We start from the raw sequence: 18,305 nt of genomic DNA, 5'->3' as shown, positions 1-18,305 counted from the left end.
AATCACACTATCCAGAATATTCGGCCGGTCGCTAAACTGCGCCGTCATGCGTCGCTGGCTTTGTACGTCCGCAGTTATCGCCTTTCTGTGCTGTCACGGGCTGGCCGTGCTTGCCCAGAACATGGCGGGCTTCGGGCAGCACCAGGCCCACGTCGCGCAGGTGCATCAGGCAAGCGCCTGCGAGCTTCATCAGGGCCACGCTGGAGCTTCGGTCCTGGATCACGGCATCGACTCCGATGAAGTGGACCTTGCCGCCGGAAGGCGCGAGATTTCACTGCCGCTCCTTCGACCGGAAGCTCCCCCGGAATTTGCCGTGACGGTCTTGCCGTCCGCGCCTCTCGAGCGGCCCATGCGGCCGCCACAACTCCTCTCCTTCCTCGCATAGGTCGTCCAGTTCGACCTGGGGCCTTCGGGCCCTGCTCATTGCGTGTGCTCGCGCCGTCGGCATTGATGGCCGTCCGATGCACATCGCCATCAAGAGGACGAAGAAGAGGAGAAAACAATGGAGCAATCGAGTGACGTGATGTTTGCCAGGCTGGCCGATTTCAGGATCGACGCCGAATCGCTGAGGCAGCATTTCCTGGTGCACGTCAAGCCGCTGCCGTCGACGCCATACCGCGACAACCGCGTCGACTACATCGGCTGGGCAGTCACCAGTCGCGACGGCACTCTGGTAGACGGCATCCGGCGGATTCCCGCAAAAAATGCGCGCGGCGTCACGCCGACAGACGCGTGCAGCGGCTACCTGGCCAGGGTGATGAATGCGCTGCGCAGCCATGGCCTGACGCCCTTCAGGGCCCGGATCATGCAGCTCGAAAGCGAGGGCGAGGAGATGCCGCTGCACAACGATGCAGCCAAGGAAACCTGGCGCCTGCACATCCCCATCATCACCAACCCCAATTGCTTCTTCGAATGGCAGCGCGCCGACGGCAGCATCGAGAGCGTTCACCTGCCCGCCGACGGCTCGGCCTGGCTGGTGCGGGTGGATGTGAGCCACAGAGCGGTCAATCGAAGCCAGCAGCCGTCCAACCGGGTTCATCTGCTGATGGGGCTGGATGCCAATCCATCTTTCGAGATGCTGACCGAGCCCTGGTTGCCTGTGCTCCAGCAGCAGTTGGTGGCTTGAGCTCGCATGACGAATGCGCGATGGCTGGTGTGCCTGGTGGCAGCCGTGCTACCAGTCACGGCGCAGGAAGTCGAGGCCGGCCGTTGCCGGGCGGAGCACAACGCGACGCTCTCCCAGCTCGACCGCGTCTACGTACGCGACGAGTTCCGCATCCGCTACACGCTGGAGGGAGCCCACGCGCTGCCGGACATGCGTGACCTCGACCGCAATGGCATACCCGACAAGGTGCAGGACGTGGCAACGCAACTGGTCGTGGGTCACAGGCTGTTCACCGATGTGATGAGGCTGACGCACCCCATGCGCCAGCCACGCTATGCCCGCGCCACCTCGATCGACGTGTTCCTGCTGAAGATGGAGAAGGGCAACGGAATGTCCTACGACGAGGTGATGAACTACCGCCTGGGCTCCGACGAAACGGCCGGCGGCTGTGCCCTTCGCATCGATCTGCTCAACCGCCACGCGAACCAGAACGTGACTCCGATCCACGAGCTTTTTCACCAGTACCAGTACGGCTACACCATGTTCAAGGCGCGCTGGTTCCTGGAAGGCACTGCGCGTTGGTCGGAGTACGCGCTACGCCCCGGAAGTGGACCGCAGCAGCCGTTGCCGGCCACACTGCCGGCACTGCGCGAGCTGGTGTTCTCGCAGACCTACGGGGCAAGCGGCATGTGGAACCGTCTGGCGGGCATGCTCGACCCCGACGGCCGGCTCAGGCTGCCGCCGGGCTTGGCGCAGACCACCTACGTCGATGGCAGCCTGGTCATCCAGGACGATCAACTGCACGGCGCGGCCTTCATCAAGGCGCTGCTGGAGGCGCTAGGCCCGCTCGACCGGCAGGTCGCGGCGCGAAATGGCTGGCCGGTATTTGGCTGGAAGGAGGAGGATCAGCGTTCTTCCGCGCACGACGCGGAGATACTCAAAGGCGTGCTCCAGGCGACGCGGACTGAAGCGGCGCGCTCGAAGGCCCGGAGATCGGCCGAACTGGAAGAATTTCTTGCACTGGAGGCGCTTGTGAAAAAGGATGTGCCATGAGTCTGGGTGAACTGCTGGCGTCGGCCAGGCCCGCGATTGCAACCTTGTGGGACGAATGCACGAGCGCCAGCGTCGGCATCGACGCAGAGGCCGTGGGCGTGCTCTTCATGTCGGTCTGCAACGGGAAGGAGCGGGCCCATGTCGTGACCATCCGCGGAAAGAATTTCGAGCAGGCATGGGTCAGGGGCGCGCAGTTGCTGAATGCCTGGCTGCGCAAGCAGAAGGGCGCCGCACCAATCTGGCTGCGGGTGGACGTGGTGCACACCGTGCACGCCATGTCCTGGCAGGAACTGAAGCGGGGCTTTGCGACAACCAAGCGCAACTACTTTCGCCATGGCATCGCGTTCAAGCCCGATTTTTCCCTGGCCATTCTGGAGCCCGAGATCGGCGCGCATGCCGTGCTGTACGACGGCGCACTCGAAGAGGCGACACCCAATGCGGCCAATCTCAAGCTCTACGGCAAGTACCGCTATGGGCTGGAGCTGGAGTGGCCGACCGACGCGCTGCAGCCGATCTGGGTCTTCGACACGCGGACGGTGTTCACCGACGGCAAGCAGCTTCACGCCATCGAGCATCAGGGCCGGGGCAAGGGCCATCGCGTCATGCCGAACTGGGATGCGAGCCACGTGCACGACATCGTCGCGACCAGCACCGCCTACCTCGCAAGGCAGGTCAAGCCGACCGGCCAGTACCACTACGGCTGGTTTCCCTGCTTCGACCGCCCCATTCCCACCTACAACGCGCTGCGGCACGCCAGCTCCACCTACGCGCTGCTCGAAGGCTGGGAGCTGACCCAGCGCCTCGAGCACAAGGCCGCCATCGACCGGGCGCTGGCCTATCTCACGCAGACGCTGATCCAGCGCGCCACGCTGCCCAGCGGAGAGCAGGGCGCTTTTCTCGTGGACGTCGACAACGGCAACGAGATCAAGCTGGGCGGCAATGCCGTGTGCCTGCTGGCGATGGTCAAGTACACCGAACTCACCGGCGACCAGCAATACCTGCCGCTGATGGAGCAGCTGGCCCTTGGCATCGTGCACATGCAGGACCCGGGTTCGGGCCGTTTCGTGCACGTGCTGAACCACCCCGACCTCAGCGTGAAAGAAGAGAACCGGATCATCTATTACGACGGCGAGGCCGCCTTCGGCTTGATGCGCCTGTACGGGCTGACCAATGATCCGCGCTGGCTGCAGACCGTAGAGAAAGCATTCGGGCATTTCATCGAAGCCAGACACTGGCAGGCCCACGATCATTGGCTGAGCTACTGCGTCAACGAACTCACCCTCTACAGATCGGACGAGCGCTACTACCGCTTCGGCCTGGACAACGTGCGCGACCATCTCGACTTCGTGCTCGAGCGCATCACCACCTTTCCGACGCTGCTGGAGCTGATGATGGCGGCGCAGAAGATGATCGTGCGCATGCAGGCCGACCCGCAGCACGACCACCTGCTGCGCGGCTTCGACATCGACAAGTTCTACCGGGCCCTGGAGCAGCGTGCGCGCTACCTGCTGACGGGCCACTTCTGGCCCGAGATCGCCATGTTCTTCAAGAACCCGGGGCGCATCGTGGGCAGTTTCTTCATTCGCCATCACAGCTACCGCGTGCGCATCGACGATGTGGAGCACTACCTGTCGGGCTACGTCGCGTACTGGAAGTACCTGCAAGGCGGCGGGCGGCCTTCCCTGACGCAACAGGAAGAGGCAAGGCAAGCGGCACCGGCCGCCATCGCGCAGACGTAGCGGTGCCTCCTGCTGCCCGGAAACGCTCCGGGTAGGCGTTTTGTCATGGTCCCGAGCCCAAGCGGGCAGGGCGCTTGACTCCCCTGCAAAGGGGCGCTTCGCTCATGTGCGAAGACAGCGTGATTCCTACAGTCATCCCCAGGCCGAACGCTTCTGTCCATACCGGGCAGACAGGCGGTTCAGGCCGGTCACGACAACCGGGGAACACGCATGGAACTGCTCGCATTGCTGCCGAGACCCTTCATGAACCTGCTGCGGGAAGACGCAGGCATGTCGTTCATGGAGTTCGCTCTGATCGGCGCTCTTGTGATGGTCGTGTGCCTGCTCCTGCTGCTCGCCATCCGGCGCAGCGCCTGAACCCACGGAGCCGACCATGCAAGAACTCGACGCCGTTCTCGAACTGCTGGCAATGCTGGCTACAGACGTTCGAATGCTCGCGCTTTTCGCGCTGCTCGGGGTAGCCGCCGTCAGCGACTGGCGCTCCTACCGCATTCCCAACTGGCTGACCTTCGGTGGCGCGCTCTTCGCGCTCATCTACGGCACTCTCGCTGCCCGCACGCCGGCCGCAGGTGCAATGAGCGCTTTCGGTGGCCTGGGTGTGGGCTTCGCCGCGATGCTGCCGTTCTATGTCCTGGGATTGATGGGGGCGGGCGACGTGAAGCTCATGGCCATGGCAGGGGCCTTCATCGGTCCGCAGCAGACGCTGATGGCGGTGCTCTTCACCTTCATTGCCGGTGGTATGGCGGCGCTGGTGTTCGCCATCCACCGTCGCCGCCTCGCTCACATGCTGGCCAACGTCAAGACGGCGGCACAAGGCATGGCGTTCTCGAGCATGGCGGGCATCCGCCCCACGGGGCACGTCCACATGAGCCAGTCCGTGGGAAAGCTGCCCTACGGCATCTGCATCGCGGCGGGCACGGTGGTCGAAGTGTTCGCGCATCAACTGGGCTATGTCTAGCCCTCCCATCTTTTACCTGCGACGGAGGTTCGTATGAAGAACATCAAGGCGATCGGGCTGATCCTTCTGGCCCTTCTGACGGGGCTGGCGGCCGCGGTCTACGCGGCCGGGTGGATCTCCAGGCAAAGCGGCATCGCGTCCAACAAGGTCGTGGTGGCCGCCGTCGACATCGAACTGGGCAGCCGCGTCAACGCGCAGATGCTGTCCACGGTCGACTGGCCCAGCGGCTCCGTGCCGAATGGCTCGTTCGGCGACATCAAGGCGCTGGACGACCGCGTGGTGAGGGTTGGCGTGCTGCGCGGCGAAGCGCTCATTGAAGGCAAGCTGGCGCCGGTGGGAACCCAGGGCGGGTTGTCTGCGGTGATCGCCAGTGGCAAGCGAGCCATGACGGTGCGCGTCAACGACGTGGTCGGCGTCGCCGGCTTCGCGTTGCCGGGCAACTACGTCGACGTGATGGTCAACGCCCAGCAGGACAAGGGCCGCGGTGAGGAGGCGTCGCAGATCAGCAAGACCGTGCTCGAGAAAGTGCTGGTGCTGGCGGTGGCGCAGGAGGCCAACCGCGATGACACCAAGCCCAAGGTCGTGAGCGCCGTGACGCTCGAACTCTCGCTCGAAGACTCGGAAAAGCTCGACCTGGCACGCAGCGTGGGAACGCTGTCCCTGGTGCTTCGCAACCAGATGGACAAGACCACGGTCGCCACCGGCGGCATCACCAAGGGCCAGTTGTTCGGCGCGAAGGAGATCGTGCAGGTCTCCACCGCTGCTGCGCCTGCCCCGGCCCGCCCGCGTATTCATCGTGCAGGCCCCGCCGCGCAGCCGGCTTCCCAGTGCGTGGAAGTCGTCCAGCACGCGGGCAGCTCGCTGACCTGTTTCTGATCCGGTTCATCAGGAGGAACACCAAGTGCGCCATCTCTCAACAACACTAGCCAGTCTGCTGGCGACCCTCGCGACAGTGGCGGCTCCCGCCATGGGCGCGGAGGTCGCGGCAACCGCCTCGGCCACGGCCGCCATGCCCGCCGCAGCACTTGCAACGCCTCCGGCGGCAGCGGGCAACGCCGCCAACGCCCGACGCTGCACCGCCATCATTCCGGACGACCAGCCGACCCAGGCCGTGCTGGGCAAGTCGGTGGTCATTCCGCTGAAGGCGCGCGTGGTGCGCATCGTGGTCGGCGGCCAGCCTTCGAACCGGGCGCCGGCGCCTGCGGCCGCGGCCGTGCCGGCGGGCATGCAACCCGCTCCGGCGATGGCCGCGAATGCGAATACCGGCGACGGCGTTGCCGATGTCGACGTGACGCTGCTGAGCCCGACCGACCTGTTCTTCCGTGGCCGCCAGGCGGGCTCGATGAACGTCGTGCTCCAGAGCGCCGATGGCACCTGCTACATCAAGGACGTGATCGTCACCATCGATCCGATGGCGCTGCAGGCCAAGCTGGCTGAGTTGATGCCCGAAGAGCGCCGCATCCGCGTGCGCAGCGCCGAGAAATCCATCGTGCTCACCGGCGAGATCAGCGACGCGCTCAAGCTCGACGACGTGATGAGCCTGGCGTCGGCCTACGGCGCGGACGGCAAGAAGGTGGTGAACCTGCTGCGCATCGCGACACCGCAGCAGGTGATGCTCGAGGTGAAGATCGCCGAGGTCAGCAAGACGCTGCTCGACCGGCTGGGCTCGCGCGTCGGGATTGCGCGTTCGGGCAACGGCGGGCTGAACAACTACTCGCTGATTTCCAATTTCCTGAGCACGGGCGCGGGCCTGGTCCAGGCGCTGCGCATCGGCCGCACCTCGCTGACCATCGACGGCCAGAAGGACGACGGGCTGGTGCGCATTCTTGCGGAACCCAACATCATGGCCATCAGCGGCCAGCAGGCCAGCTTCCTGTCGGGCGGCAAGATCTTCATTCCGGTGGCGCAGAGCGCCGCTGGCGGCGGCGGGACGAACATCACGCTGGAAGAAAAGGAGTTCGGCATCGGGGTCAAGTTCACCCCGACCGTGCTCAACGGCGACCGGATCAACCTCAAGATGGTGTCCGAGGTGTCGGACCTGACGCAGACCGGCTCGCCCTTCACCACGGTCTCGGGCGTTACCGCCGTGCTGCCTTCGCTGACGGTGCGGCGCGCCGACACCACCGTGCAACTCAACGACGGGCAGAGTTTTGTCATCGCCGGGCTCATCAAGAGCAATGTGAACGAGACCATCAAGCGCTATCCGGGCCTGGGCGAAGTGCCGGTGATGGGTGCGCTGTTTCGCAGCACTGAATTCCAGAACGAGCAGACCGAGCTGATGTTCGTCATCACGCCGCGCCTGGTTCGTCCGCTGGCCGAGTCGCCGCGGGTACCGACGGACAACCACGTCGTTCCCAGCCGCGCCGAGGTCTACCTCAACGGCGCCCTCGAAAGCGCCACCCCGGCCCCGGCCGCCCCGGCCAGCGAAACCCCGTGAGGAGCACTGTCATGTTCATCAGATCGACCACCGTCGCGCTCGTCTGCCTTCTTGGCGCCAGTTGCTCGACCGTCACGCCCAACTACGACGCGCGCTTCGGCGACGCGGTGCGCGACGCAAAGAAAAAGATGACGCTGAACCCGAACGCCGGCAAGAACGGCGACCCGGTCGCGGGCATGGACGGCCGCTCGGCGCGCGAGTCGATGAATCAGTACCACGAGTCCTACAAGTCGCCGCCGCCGGCGGTCAACGTCATCAACATCGGCGGCCAGATCGGTGGTCAGGGTGGCGGCTCGGGCAAGTGACGGGCTGTGTTTTTCTCTCGAATTCGATCCTCGAAGTCTTTACCTGGAAAGGAGAGCGCCACGAACTGCAACGAACTTTCTTCCCCACCACGTCATTGTTTTCAAACCTGATTTCCAACTGTTCAAACCTTGAAAGGAAAGAACCATGAAGAACTTTCTCCAGGCCATCGGCCAATCCACCCGCGGCTTCATGCTCGAGGAAGATGGCGCCCAGGTCGTCGAGTACGCGCTGATCATCGCCGTCGTCTCGATCGCACTGGTCGTTGCACTGAAGGGCCTTACGGCCAACAACGGCGGCTTCACGAGTTTCATCACTCGCGTCACGACCTGCCTGACCGGGACGACCTGCACCTGAGCAGTCTGTCGTGGAGGGAAGCGGGTCCGGTTTTCCGGCCCGCTTCGTTCCACCCACCCATCCGCTCCCACTCATTCTTCTTCAACACCGAATTGGGGTCATCACCATGTTCAAGTCATTCATGACAGACGAGAGCGGCGCACAAGTGGTCGAGTACGCATTGATCATCGCCGTGGTTTCCATCGCACTGGTGGTCGCGTTGCAAGCGCTGTCCGGCAGTACCGGCCTGGGCGCATTCATCACCCGGGTCACTACCTGTCTGGGCGGCACGAGCTGCACCTGACGCGGCTTTCCTGCGTTGTTCCAACCTGCAAGAAAGCCGATCATGTTCACCTGCCGCCAGCATCGCCGCCAGCGTGGCGCGATGATCGTCACAGCCGCGCTGTTCCTGTTGTTCCTGATGGGCTTCATGGGCATCGCACTCGACTTCGGCCACCTGTTCGTCATCAGGACCGAACTGCAGACAGCGGTGGACAGCTGCGCCCTGGCCGCCGCGCGCGAGCTCGACGGACAGGGCACAGCCCTCACGCGAGCCACGAGCGCAGGCCAGACCGCCGGCAATGCGAACCGCGTGAACATGCAATCGAGCACCTGGAGCGGGCAGGGCAAGATCGTCACGGCCGACATCACGTTCCGCGACTCGGCCTACGCCCTTACGACCACGCCCGCCGTGGCTCGCTATGCGCAGTGCACGCACACGCAGGCCAACGTCAACATCTGGCTCATGAAGGCCATGGGCGCCTTTTCGGGCAATACCACCGGCAATCCCGCTACGCGCAGCGTCACGGCGAGCGCAGTCGCCACCCGTGCCAGCGCACAGACCACGTGCCCCATTCCCGTCGCCTTGAAACCCAAGCCGGGCGGCACGGCACCGAACTACGGCTTCGCCGTAGGCGATTGGGTGACGCTCATCCAGGCGCAGAACGCGGCCGTGGGCGGCCAGATCGGCTGGGCCAATCTCGACGGCAGCAACAGCGCCTCGGAAACCGAATCCGAGCTCAACAACCACTGCGGCACCAAGGTGGGAGACACGCTCGGCACCCCCGGCGTACAGACCACGGTGGCCGACACCTGGAACCAGCGCTTCGGCATCTACAAGAACAGCGGCGATCCGAGCGTGGACCGGCCCGACTACACCGGCTATGCCTACACATCATCCAACTGGCCCACGCAGTTCAATGCCTACAACGGCGCGCCGGGTGCAGGAGCCGATGCGACCGCTCAGAACTTCGTGACCAAGCGGGCCGCCTTCGCGTCCTGCGCCGACACCGGCACCAAAGTGAAGGGCGCGAACAGCTGCGAATCGATCACGGGGCTGTCGCTCAACAGCTTCCAGAAGCTGGCCAACCCGGGCAACGTTGCCGGAGGCCACATGCAGTACGGCTTCGACCGCCGCATCGTCACGGTGCCGGTCATTGACGGCAGCAACCACGTGATCGACTACGCCTGCATGCTGATGCTGCAGCCGCTGAGCATTCCGATGACCGACACGCAGCTGGAATTCCGCGGCAACGCGGGCGCCGTGGGCAGCCCCTGCACCACCAGCGGGCTGGCCGGCGGATCGGCGGGCCCGCTGGTTCCGGTACTGGTGAGGTGAACACCATGAAAAGATCCCATCGCACACAGCACGGCGCGGCACTGATCGAGCTGGCGCTGATCACGCCGCTGCTCCTGCTGCTGACCTTCATCGCAACCGAGTTCGGCCGCGCGATGTACGAGTACAACGCGGTCGTCAAGTCGACCCGCGACGCGGTGCGCTACCTGTCCGTGCAGACGCCCGGCACGCACGTCACCGAGGCGCGCAACCTGATCGTGTACGGCAACACGGCCGGCACCGGGGCGCGGCTGGTGCGCGGGCTGAGCTTGTCGAACGTGCCGTCCGGCAGCTGCTGCACCTGGCAAGCGGCCGGCGCGAACCCGATCATTACAACGGTGACGGTGCGCGTCAGCAGCTACACCTTCCATTCGCTGTTTCCCTCGGTGATCGGCGTCGTCTTCGCCGATGCGAACGGCAACATCGTCTTCAGCGAAATCGCAGCCACCATGAGGGCGCCATCATGAGAAAACGCATTACCGGCGCGACCACGGTCGAATTCGCCTTGGGTCTGCTCATCTTCCTCATGTTCGTGCTGGGCATCGTCGACTTCTCGCGCATGCTGTTCACGTGGAATGCGGCCCAGGAGGCAACACGCGCGGGGGCCAGGTATGCCGTGGTGTGCGACGACACCGGCCAGCAGGCGCTGGTGCTTGCCCGCATGAAGGCGCTGCTGCCGCAGATCAGCACTGTGTCGGTGGCGTGGGCGCCGTCGGGCTGCACGGCCGCGACCTGCCAGGGCGTCACCGTCAGCATCACCGGGCTCAACTACCAGTGGATCTCTCCCATCGCAGGTGGTGTCGCGCCGCTGATCCCGATGCCGGGCTTTTCCACCTACCTGCCGCGCGAGGTGATGCGCAAAGACCCGAACAGCGCAGCCATCTGTTCCTAGCAACGCACCGGACACGACCATGAAGATCGCCATCATTTCCCCCAATCCGAACCATCTCCAGGACATGCGCAAGGTCCTCGAGGCGCGCTCCCACCACGTGTCGCTGTTCGAGGGCGGCAAGAGCCGGATGCAATGGGTCGTCGAGAAGGCGGCCCCAGAGCTTCTGCTGGTCGACGGCATGTGCTGCGACCTTCAGGAGCTCGTGCTGGTGGAGAAGCTCACGATGCAGCACCCGGCAATCGCGGTGGTGCTGCTGTGCGCCATGCAGACGCCGGAGTTCCTGATCCACGCGATGCGCGCTGGCGTGCGCGAGGTGCTGCCGTCGCCATCCGACACTGCCGCGCTCGAGGCTGCCGTCGAGCGCATCGGGCTCAAGATGGCCGGCACCCAGGCGCGCGGCCCTGGCCAGGTCGTGGCGTTCATGCCCTGCAAGGGCGGCAGCGGATCGACCTTTCTCGCGACCAACATCGCTCACCAGCTCTCGCGGGAGCGCTCGGTGCTGCTGATCGACCTGAACCTGCAGTTCGGCGATGCGCTGTCGTACGTGAGCGACGTGCGGCCGAGTTCCACGATGGCGGACGTTGCGCGCGACATCGGCCGCCTCGACGCGTCGCTACTCGCGGCCAGCGTGGTGCGCGTGGCGCCGGGCTTCAGCATCCTGCCCGCACCCGACGATCTTTCGCGCGCGCTGGAGGTGAAGGCCGAGCACATCGACGCGATCCTGCAGGTCGCGCTGCCGATGTACGACTTCGTGCTGTTCGACCTCGGCACGCGCATCGACACGCTCTCGATCAAGGTGCTGGACCGCGCCGACCGCATCTTCCCGGTGCTGCAGCCGAGCCTGCCGCACATCCGCAACGTGACGCGCCTGATGCAGGTGTTCAAGTCGCTCGGCTATGCCCCCGGCAAGGTCGAGCTGCTCGTGAACCGAAGCGCCGGTGGCGGGGAAATCGGGTTGTCGGACATGCGCCGCTCGCTGGTCGGCGCGACGCTCACGATCGTTCCCGACGGTGGCAAGGACGTGGATGCGTCCATCAACCGGGGCGTGCCGCTGGCGGAGATGTCGCGAGGCAGCACGCTCGCCAAGCGGCTCGCCGAGATCGCTCACTCACTCAGTCCGCGGCAGGAGGCGGCGCCCGGCTTCATCGGACGGCTCTTCCGCCGTGCCTGAGCACCACCGGCTCATTCTTCTTCAACAGCAAGGCAGGTTCCCATGTCATTCAGAGAACAGCTCAATGCGATCGACGCCGATCCCACTGCGCGGCCCGATGGGCACGCAGCCGACCTGACCGCGTCGCCCTTTGCGTCGGATGCCTACAAGTTGCTGAAGGAGCGCATGCACCTGAAGCTGCTGGAGCGCTTCGACCTGGCGGCGCTCGAAACCCTGAAGCCCGAAGTGCTGCGCCAGGAGATCTCGACCATGGTCACGCGGCTGCTGCAGGAGGAGCCCGAGGCGCTCAACGACATCGAGCGGCGCACGCTGATCCGCGACATCCAGCACGAGATGCTCGGTTTCGGGCCGATCGAGCTGCTGATGGCGGACCCGTCTGTCTCGGACATCCTGATCAATTCGCACGAGAAGGTCTACGTGGAGCGCCGGGGCCGGCTGGAGCTGACCAACGTCAGCTTCACCGACGAGAAGCACCTGCTGCGCATCATCGACAAGATCGTCTCGCTGGTGGGGCGGCGCATCGACGAGTCCAGCCCCATGGTCGATGCGCGGCTGCCCGACGGCTCGCGCGTCAATGCAGTCATCGCGCCGGTGGCGCTGGACGGGCCGATGATGTCGATCCGGCGTTTCGCGAAGATCCCGCTGCGCATGGAGAACCTCGTGAACGAGCTCAAGACGCTGACGCCGCCGATGGCGCAGATGCTCGAGGGGCTGGCCCAGGCGAAGGTCAACATGCTCATCTCCGGCGGCACGGGCGCTGGCAAGACGACGCTGCTGAATATCCTGTCGGGCTTCATTCCGCCGACCGAACGCATCATCACCATCGAGGATGCGGCGGAGTTGCAGCTGCAGCAGCCGCACGTGGCGCGCATGGAAACGCGGCCGATGAACATCGAGGGCAAGGGCGAGATCACGCAGCGCGCGCTGGTGCGCAACGCGCTGCGCATGCGGCCCGACCGCATCGTCATCGGCGAAGTGCGCGGCGCCGAGGCGGTCGACATGCTGCAGGCGATGAACACAGGCCACGAAGGCTCGCTCACCACCATCCACGCCAACACGCCGCGCGATGCGCTGGCGCGACTGGAAAACATGATCGGCATGGCGAACCTGAACCTGCCGCACCGCACCGTGCGCCAGCAGATCGCGTCGGCCATCACGGTGGTGGTGCAGGTGCTGCGGCTGGTCGACGGGCGGCGCAAGGTCACCAGCATCCAGGAGATCACCGGCATGGAAGGCGAGGTGGTCACCATGCAGGAGATCTTCACTTTCCACCAGACCGGCATGGGGCCCGACGGCATGGTGCGCGGCCATTTCCACGCGACCGGTGTCAGGCCGAAATTCGCGGAGCGGCTCCATGCCTACGGCGTGGATCTGCCCGACACCATGTTCGAGCCGAGCAAACACTACGAATAGGAGACAGCCATGTTCGACAACCTGGGGGGGCACACCCTCATCACCGTCACCGTGCTGGTCTTCGTGACCGTGCTGCTCATGATCGAGGGCCTGTACCTGCTGTGGCGCTCCTACAAGGGGCCCGAGGCGCGCAAGATCGAGAAGCGGCTGCAGGCGTTTTCCGCCGCGGTCGATCGCACGTCGCAGGCCCATCTGGTCAAGGAACGCATGCTCAGCGAGGTGCCGTGGATGCAGCGCATGCTGCTGACGCTGCCGCGGGCGCACCGGCTTGACCGCTTCATCCTGCAGGCGGGGCTGGACTGGACGGTTTCCAGCTTCCTGCTGGTATGCGGTGCGCTCGGCGTGCTCGCGTTCTTCGTGACGGCGTCGATGGCACGCCAGCCGATGCTGCTGGCGCTCGCCGCCGGGGTCTGCGCGGCGATGCTTCCGGTGCTCTACCTGCAGCGCCAGCGCAGCCGCCGGCTGGCCCGCATGGAGAGGCAACTTCCTGATGCGCTGGACCTGGTGACACGCGCCCTGCGCGCGGGGCATTCGTTCGCCAGCGGCGTGCAGATGATCGGCGAAGAAATGGCCGACCCCATCGCCAGCGAGTTCCGCATGGTCGCCGACGAGGTGAATTTCGGCGTCTCGCTGCAGCAGGCCTTGACCAACCTCAGCGAGCGCATGCCTCTCACCGACCTGCGCTATTTCGTGGTGGCGGTGCTGATCCAGCGCGACTCCGGCGGCAACCTGACGGAGGTGCTGGGCAACCTGAGCCGGCTCATCCGCGACCGGCTCAAGCTGCTCGCACGGGTGCGGGTGCTTTCGTCGGAAGGGCGGCTGTCGGCCTGGATCCTGGGGCTCATGCCATTTGCCCTGGCGGCGCTCATGAACATCTTCAACCCCGAATTCATGTCGCCGCTGTGGACGGACCCGATCGGGCAGATGGTGATCAAGTACATGCTGGTGCTGATGCTCGTGGGCATCGTGCTCTTGCGCAAGATCGCGAAGATTCGCGTCTGAAGGAGAAGGACCATGACCATGCTGTTTCCCATCCTCGTCTTCCTGGCCGTGTCGCTGGCGATAGCCGGCCTTGCGGTCTGGATGTCTCCGACTCGCACCGAGCAGCGCCTGCAGGCGGTGACGCCGTCGGCCGGCAAGTCGGCCTGGGCCGAGACTGCCGTCAAGATCGTCGGTCCCTTCGCGCAGTTGTCTTCGCCCACCAGTGACGCTGCCCTGTCGCCGCTGCGCGTGCGGTTCCTGAACGCCGGCATCCGCTACCCGGACGCCTACCTTGTCTACTTCGGCATGAAGACGCTGCTGCCGCTGGGCTTTGCCGCGCTCGCGTTCCTGGGGATGCGGGCGACGGGCGCGGCGGACGGCACGGAGATGCTGCTGTACCTCGCGGTGGCGGCTCTGGCCGGCTGCTACTTGCCCAACCTGGTGCTGCGCCTGCTCATTCGCGCGCGCCGCCGCGAGATATTCGAGAACTTCCCCGATGCCGCCGACCTGATGCTCGTGTGCGTCGAAGCGGGCCTGGGGCTGGACGCCGGCCTGGCCAAGGTCACAGAGGAAATCCAGGTCAAGAGCGTGGCACTGGCGCAGGAACTGCACTGGACCAACCTGGAAATGCGCGCCGGAGCCACGCGCGAGAAGTCGCTGCGCAACCTGGCGCTGCGCACGGGCGTGGAAGAGATAGGCACCTTCGCGACCATGCTGACCCAGTCGGACCGGTTCGGCACCAGCATCGGCGAATCGCTGCGCGTGTTCTCCGACGATCTGCGCCACAAGAGGCAGGTTCGTGCGGAAGAACTGGCGGCCAAGGTGCCGACCAAGATGCTGCTGCCACTGGTGCTGTGCATCTTTCCGTGCATCTCGATGGTGATACTCACGCCGGCGGCGATCCGGATCATCCGGATGATCATGCCGATGCTGAACGGGTATTGAACCGGGCGCCGCTCCTGGGGCAACCCGGTGCGGCGCGTTGTTTTCAGTGCACCGGCGTCGTGTCGAGCTGGTGCTTCACCGCGTAGATGTACAGCTCGAGGCGGTTCGTCACGCCGAGCTTCTGGTAGATCGACGTGAAGTGGTTGCGCAGCGTGTGCTCGGTGACGAAGAGCTTCTCGGCCAATGCCTTGTTCGAGGCGCCGCTGCCGGCCACGACGATGCGGACGATTTCCCGTTCTTTCTGCGTCAGGCTTGCCAGCCTGGCGGCTTCGGGGTCGGCCTTCGGGGGCTTCTTCACCGAAGTCAGCTGAGAGAAGACGCGGCCCATGGTTTGCGCATCGACGCAAAGCTCGCCTTTGTAGACGCGCTCGATGGCCTCGAGCACCTGCTGGGCCGGAGCGTCCTTGCGCATCACGCCGCGCGCGCCGTGCAGCACGGCAAGGTCGATCGTGCGCTGCTCGCGCTCCGCTGTGAGCACGACGACGCGCGACACCTCGTTCGACAAAAGCCTGGGCAGGATGTCGATGGCGCACCGACCGTCGAGGTCGAGATCGAGCACGATGACGTCGGGGGCGAGGTCGTCCGAGGTCGCCACGGCGTCTTCGCAACAGCTGGCCGTGCCGACGACCCGCATGCGCGGCTGCTCGCCGTCGATCAGCCTGGACAGGCCCCACAGCATGGTCTGGTGGTCGTCCACGAGCAGGACACCGATGGGATGGGCAACTGGTTGCATGACAGGCTCCTGATTTGTCTTCTGGGTTGTTTTTCTCAGATGGGAATTTCCACCAGTACCGCGGTGCCGCCACTCGCGCACTGGTGCACCTGTGCCCGCCCGCCGAGAGCCGCAGCGCGCTCGGTGATGGAGCGCGGGAGGAACTTCGTGAAGCTCTCTTCACACGCTTCGTTTTCGATTCGCAACTGCAGGCGCCCGTTCTTGCAGCCGAGGCGGATGCTGCCGTGACGCGCTTGGGTGTGCTTGCAGATGTTGTTCAATCCCTCGCCCACCAGCTGCAGGACTTCCGCGGTCATCCGGTCGTCCAGTTGGACCTGGCCGTCGACCGTAATGGCGATCTCGATGCCGTAGAGCCCCTTGATCCGCTCGGCCTGGCGATGCAGATGGGGCAGTACAAGCCCGCAGGGACTGTTCGCGCTGTGCTTGACCGCACCGGCGTAGCGGCGCAGGTCGGCGATCACGCCGTCGGCCACGCTCGCGAGCTTGTCGAGGTCTTCGCGCAGCGGGTTGTCGGCGGCCGCCTTCTTGCGCAGCGCGCACAGACCCATCCGCAGGCCGATGTACGGCTGCACGGCCGTGTCGTGCAGGTCCAGTGCGAACTTCAGGCGCTCTGTAGCGGCGGCTTCGGAGGCCATGCGGTCGAGCACCTCGATGGTCTCGATGACCGGGAAGATCTGTTCCATCAGGTGCGCCAGGAACAGCGCGTCGGACTTGTTGAACAGTCCGTCACGGGACGACACGAAGACCCGGCCCTCGCCCAGCCGCATCGGCAGCGGGGCGCTGATGAAGGCGCGGGCCTCCAGCATGGCGGCCACGGCGGCGCACTGCTGCGCGCCGTCGTCGTCTTCTATGCGCCAGCCGCTTGCGCCGGCTTCGAAGACATGACTTTGCGCGCACAGCAGGCTCAGGGGCCAGGGCAGGCGGTTGCTGAGCACGGTGTGGTCCGGCGCCAGCGCCATGAGCGGCGATTCGGCGATGCGGCCGATCGTCTCGACGCTGACGTGTTCGCAGGCGTCGTTCTTGCGCAGCGTGCGCAGGATCCAGTTGCCGGTGGATGTGTCCCGCGTCAGGAGGATGCAGTGGCTTGCCCTGAAGAAGGCCAGTGTCTTTTCCATCGTGCGGGCGACGGTGCGGCCGGCACCGAAGCGGGGGTTCGAAAGCTGACAGACATCGCCCAGGAGCGCGAGGCGCCGCTGCAGGCCCAGCTTCGAGCCGCCCCAGTGCACGATCATGTGCCCCAGCGCCAGCAGGAAGGTGGTGCGCATCAGCAGCTGCGGCGAGTCGCCGCCCGTGCTGGTGGCCAGGCCGCAGGCGGCGAACGACGCGACGGATGCGACCGTCACGCGGGCGCCTTCCTCGAAACCCCAGCGGAACGAGGAGGTGAGGATTGCGAAGAAGTAGAAGAGGAAGAAAAGACTCTGGACGCCGTCAGTCACGAAGATGATCAGCGTGAACCACAGCACGTCGGACCAGTGGATGGCCTTGCCCTGGAAATACGGGCGGCCCATTCGCGTGCACGCATACACCAGCAGGCTGTGCAGGATGTATCCGGAAAAGGCCAGCCAGACGGGAACCTGCAGCCGGTTGTCACCGGCATCGACCGCGACAGCCAGCAGTGCGGAAACCGACAGCACCATTCGCATGCGGGCCACCATGAGGGCATCCGCGGCGACGCTTGCGTCGACGTCGGGGGCAGCAGTAGTGCGAGCCAGCATGGCGAAGGATCCTTGGCACCCAGGCGCATCACGCCAGGCAGGCCATTCCTGAGTGGGCAGAGAAGCTCGACGGTGTCATTTTGGAATTCATTCTTTGCACCTGAAAGCGATGTATGTGAAGGTTTCACATTACTACTTTGGTAGTCAAAGACAATTGGGGTCGATGGGCCTGGCTGATTTGTGACGTCTGTTGCATTAAGAAACATTCATCCAAATCTCGGGCTTTTTCGAATGCCTGTCGAGGGGGGCTGCCCCGCCCGATGGCGAGAAGTACGCTATTTACAGGTACCCGTTCGATGCGTTCCAGCGAGCCGCTCGCTGCCCCTCCAAGTTCACATCCGCCGTGCGACCAGGGCCGTGCGCCCCAGGGGAGTGACCCGCAGGACGACCGCCTGCTTGAACTTCTGCTGGGTCTGCCGGGAGCGGCAGGTCGGGGGAAGCGTGGCTTCCACCATGCCCGCCGCATTCAACACGGCCACCGAGTTGATCCCCGCTGGATCGTCGATGCGCAGGGGGAAGATCGAATTGCCGATCTTGCGCAGGTAGTCGAGTGGCATGACGGGCCATTCCTGGCCCTCGGCAGTCGTTGCAACGTTGCCGGTCTGCAGGCTGGCGATCTCCGCGTGTCCTGCGTCCGTGATGGCGAACACCACGGCGCTCTCATACTGTTGGTAGCCGAAGTGATCGAGATGAAATTCGGCCTCGATGAGTCCGGTCGCCAGCAGGACCGATGCGTTCCTGATGTCCGGGTCAGCCGTGAGCGTCGCCGGAAACTTCTCGTGCAGAAGTCGAAGGAGGAGGGCAAGCGGCATACATGCTCCTATCTGGACCTTCTGTGCATATCGAGCGGTTCGTCACGAGGTCCGAGGGTCGTTCGGGTTTAAATGTGATTTTTTCACTTTAATTATT

At 64.9% G+C, this 18,305-nt stretch carries 21 protein-coding genes; 17 read left to right on the top strand and 4 right to left on the bottom strand.

All coding sequences use genetic code 11. The annotated features are described in order from the left end of the window. Positions 1-31: 31 nt before the first annotated feature. Positions 32-223, bottom strand: coding sequence for a hypothetical protein (locus ACSFCA_RS25270; RefSeq protein ID WP_143062559.1), 192 nt, complete (start codon positions 221-223; stop codon positions 32-34). A 300-nt stretch (positions 224-523) separates the two neighbouring features. Between ACSFCA_RS25270 and ACSFCA_RS25265 the strand changes: the two genes are divergently transcribed. From ACSFCA_RS25265 to ACSFCA_RS25185, 17 genes are all read left to right on the top strand, one after another. Further along, positions 524-1,126 (top strand): aspartyl/asparaginyl beta-hydroxylase domain-containing protein, encoded by a 603-nt coding sequence (locus ACSFCA_RS25265; protein WP_435461428.1) that lies wholly within the window; start codon positions 524-526, stop codon positions 1,124-1,126. 6 nt (positions 1,127-1,132) lie between these two features. After that, the gene (locus tag ACSFCA_RS25260; RefSeq protein WP_435461427.1) at positions 1,133-2,158 is read left to right on the top strand and encodes a hypothetical protein; all 1,026 of its coding nucleotides are present in this window, start codon (positions 1,133-1,135) and stop codon (positions 2,156-2,158) included. Then, the gene (locus tag ACSFCA_RS25255) at positions 2,155-3,897 is read left to right on the top strand and encodes a Mur ligase (protein ID WP_435461426.1); all 1,743 of its coding nucleotides are present in this window, start codon (positions 2,155-2,157) and stop codon (positions 3,895-3,897) included. The genes ACSFCA_RS25260 and ACSFCA_RS25255 overlap by 4 nt, the downstream gene beginning before the upstream one ends. A 210-nt stretch (positions 3,898-4,107) precedes the next feature. Continuing rightward, positions 4,108-4,254, top strand: a complete 147-nt coding sequence (locus ACSFCA_RS25250) for a hypothetical protein (protein WP_177192718.1) — start codon at positions 4,108-4,110, stop codon at positions 4,252-4,254. A 16-nt stretch (positions 4,255-4,270) separates the two neighbouring features. After that, positions 4,271-4,855: an A24 family peptidase gene (locus ACSFCA_RS25245; protein ID WP_258354949.1), complete on the top strand. Its 585-nt coding sequence runs from the start codon at positions 4,271-4,273 to the stop codon at positions 4,853-4,855. Between the two features lie 33 nt (positions 4,856-4,888). Continuing rightward, a complete protein-coding gene (cpaB, locus tag ACSFCA_RS25240) occupies positions 4,889-5,731 on the top strand; it encodes a Flp pilus assembly protein CpaB (RefSeq protein ID WP_258354948.1) in 843 nt (280 codons plus the stop codon). A gap of 25 nt (positions 5,732-5,756) precedes the next feature. Further along, positions 5,757-7,292: a type II and III secretion system protein family protein gene (locus ACSFCA_RS25235; RefSeq protein WP_435461425.1), complete on the top strand. Its 1,536-nt coding sequence runs from the start codon at positions 5,757-5,759 to the stop codon at positions 7,290-7,292. Positions 7,293-7,303: 11 nt separating this feature from the next. Further along, complete coding sequence (locus ACSFCA_RS25230) at positions 7,304-7,597, top strand: hypothetical protein (RefSeq protein ID WP_435461424.1); 294 nt, start codon at positions 7,304-7,306, stop codon at positions 7,595-7,597. 145 nt (positions 7,598-7,742) lie between these two features. Beyond that, a complete protein-coding gene (locus ACSFCA_RS25225) occupies positions 7,743-7,952 on the top strand; it encodes a Flp family type IVb pilin (protein WP_258354945.1) in 210 nt (69 codons plus the stop codon). Between the two features lie 106 nt (positions 7,953-8,058). Beyond that, positions 8,059-8,235 (top strand): Flp family type IVb pilin, encoded by a 177-nt coding sequence (locus tag ACSFCA_RS25220; protein WP_258354944.1) that lies wholly within the window; start codon positions 8,059-8,061, stop codon positions 8,233-8,235. Positions 8,236-8,277: 42 nt separating this feature from the next. Beyond that, positions 8,278-9,549 carry a pilus assembly protein TadG-related protein gene (locus tag ACSFCA_RS25215; protein WP_435461423.1) on the top strand — a complete coding sequence of 424 codons (1,272 nt, stop codon included), beginning with the start codon at positions 8,278-8,280 and terminating at the stop codon, positions 9,547-9,549. Between the two features lie 5 nt (positions 9,550-9,554). Beyond that, entirely contained in the window at positions 9,555-10,013 is a 459-nt protein-coding gene (locus ACSFCA_RS25210) for a TadE/TadG family type IV pilus assembly protein (protein WP_435461422.1), read from the top strand. Further along, on the top strand, positions 10,010-10,438 hold the full coding sequence (locus tag ACSFCA_RS25205) for a TadE family protein (protein ID WP_258354941.1): 429 nt from the start codon (positions 10,010-10,012) through the stop codon (positions 10,436-10,438). Before ACSFCA_RS25210 ends, ACSFCA_RS25205 begins: the two co-directional genes overlap by 4 nt. Positions 10,439-10,457: 19 nt before the next feature. Further along, a complete protein-coding gene (locus tag ACSFCA_RS25200) occupies positions 10,458-11,609 on the top strand; it encodes a CpaE/TadZ family protein (RefSeq protein ID WP_435461421.1) in 1,152 nt (383 codons plus the stop codon). 42 nt (positions 11,610-11,651) lie between these two features. Beyond that, complete coding sequence (locus tag ACSFCA_RS25195) at positions 11,652-13,022, top strand: TadA family conjugal transfer-associated ATPase (RefSeq protein WP_435461420.1); 1,371 nt, start codon at positions 11,652-11,654, stop codon at positions 13,020-13,022. Positions 13,023-13,031: 9 nt separating this feature from the next. After that, entirely contained in the window at positions 13,032-14,024 is a 993-nt protein-coding gene (locus tag ACSFCA_RS25190; protein ID WP_435461419.1) for a type II secretion system F family protein, read from the top strand. A 12-nt stretch (positions 14,025-14,036) separates the two neighbouring features. Continuing rightward, positions 14,037-14,948 (top strand): type II secretion system F family protein, encoded by a 912-nt coding sequence (locus ACSFCA_RS25185; RefSeq protein WP_258354937.1) that lies wholly within the window; start codon positions 14,037-14,039, stop codon positions 14,946-14,948. A gap of 43 nt (positions 14,949-14,991) precedes the next feature. On the opposite strand, the gene ACSFCA_RS25180 is transcribed toward ACSFCA_RS25185, so the two are convergent. The 3 genes from ACSFCA_RS25180 to ACSFCA_RS25170 all read right to left on the bottom strand — a co-directional run bounded on the left by ACSFCA_RS25180 (position 14,992) and on the right by ACSFCA_RS25170 (position 18,208). Beyond that, positions 14,992-15,681 carry a response regulator gene (locus ACSFCA_RS25180; protein ID WP_258354936.1) on the bottom strand — a complete coding sequence of 230 codons (690 nt, stop codon included), beginning with the start codon at positions 15,679-15,681 and terminating at the stop codon, positions 14,992-14,994. A gap of 35 nt (positions 15,682-15,716) precedes the next feature. Beyond that, entirely contained in the window at positions 15,717-17,396 is a 1,680-nt protein-coding gene (locus ACSFCA_RS25175) for a sensor histidine kinase (RefSeq protein ID WP_435461418.1), read from the bottom strand. 332 nt (positions 17,397-17,728) lie between these two features. After that, positions 17,729-18,208: a hypothetical protein gene (locus ACSFCA_RS25170; RefSeq protein ID WP_258354934.1), complete on the bottom strand. Its 480-nt coding sequence runs from the start codon at positions 18,206-18,208 to the stop codon at positions 17,729-17,731. Between the last annotated feature and the right edge of the window lie 97 nt (positions 18,209-18,305).

The sequence above is a fragment of the Variovorax multivorans genome, from assembly GCF_051216835.1.
GTDB lineage: Bacteria > Pseudomonadota > Gammaproteobacteria > Burkholderiales > Burkholderiaceae_C > Variovorax.
Note: the sequence above shows the minus strand (reverse complement) of the source record. Positions and strands in the feature narration are given on the sequence as shown.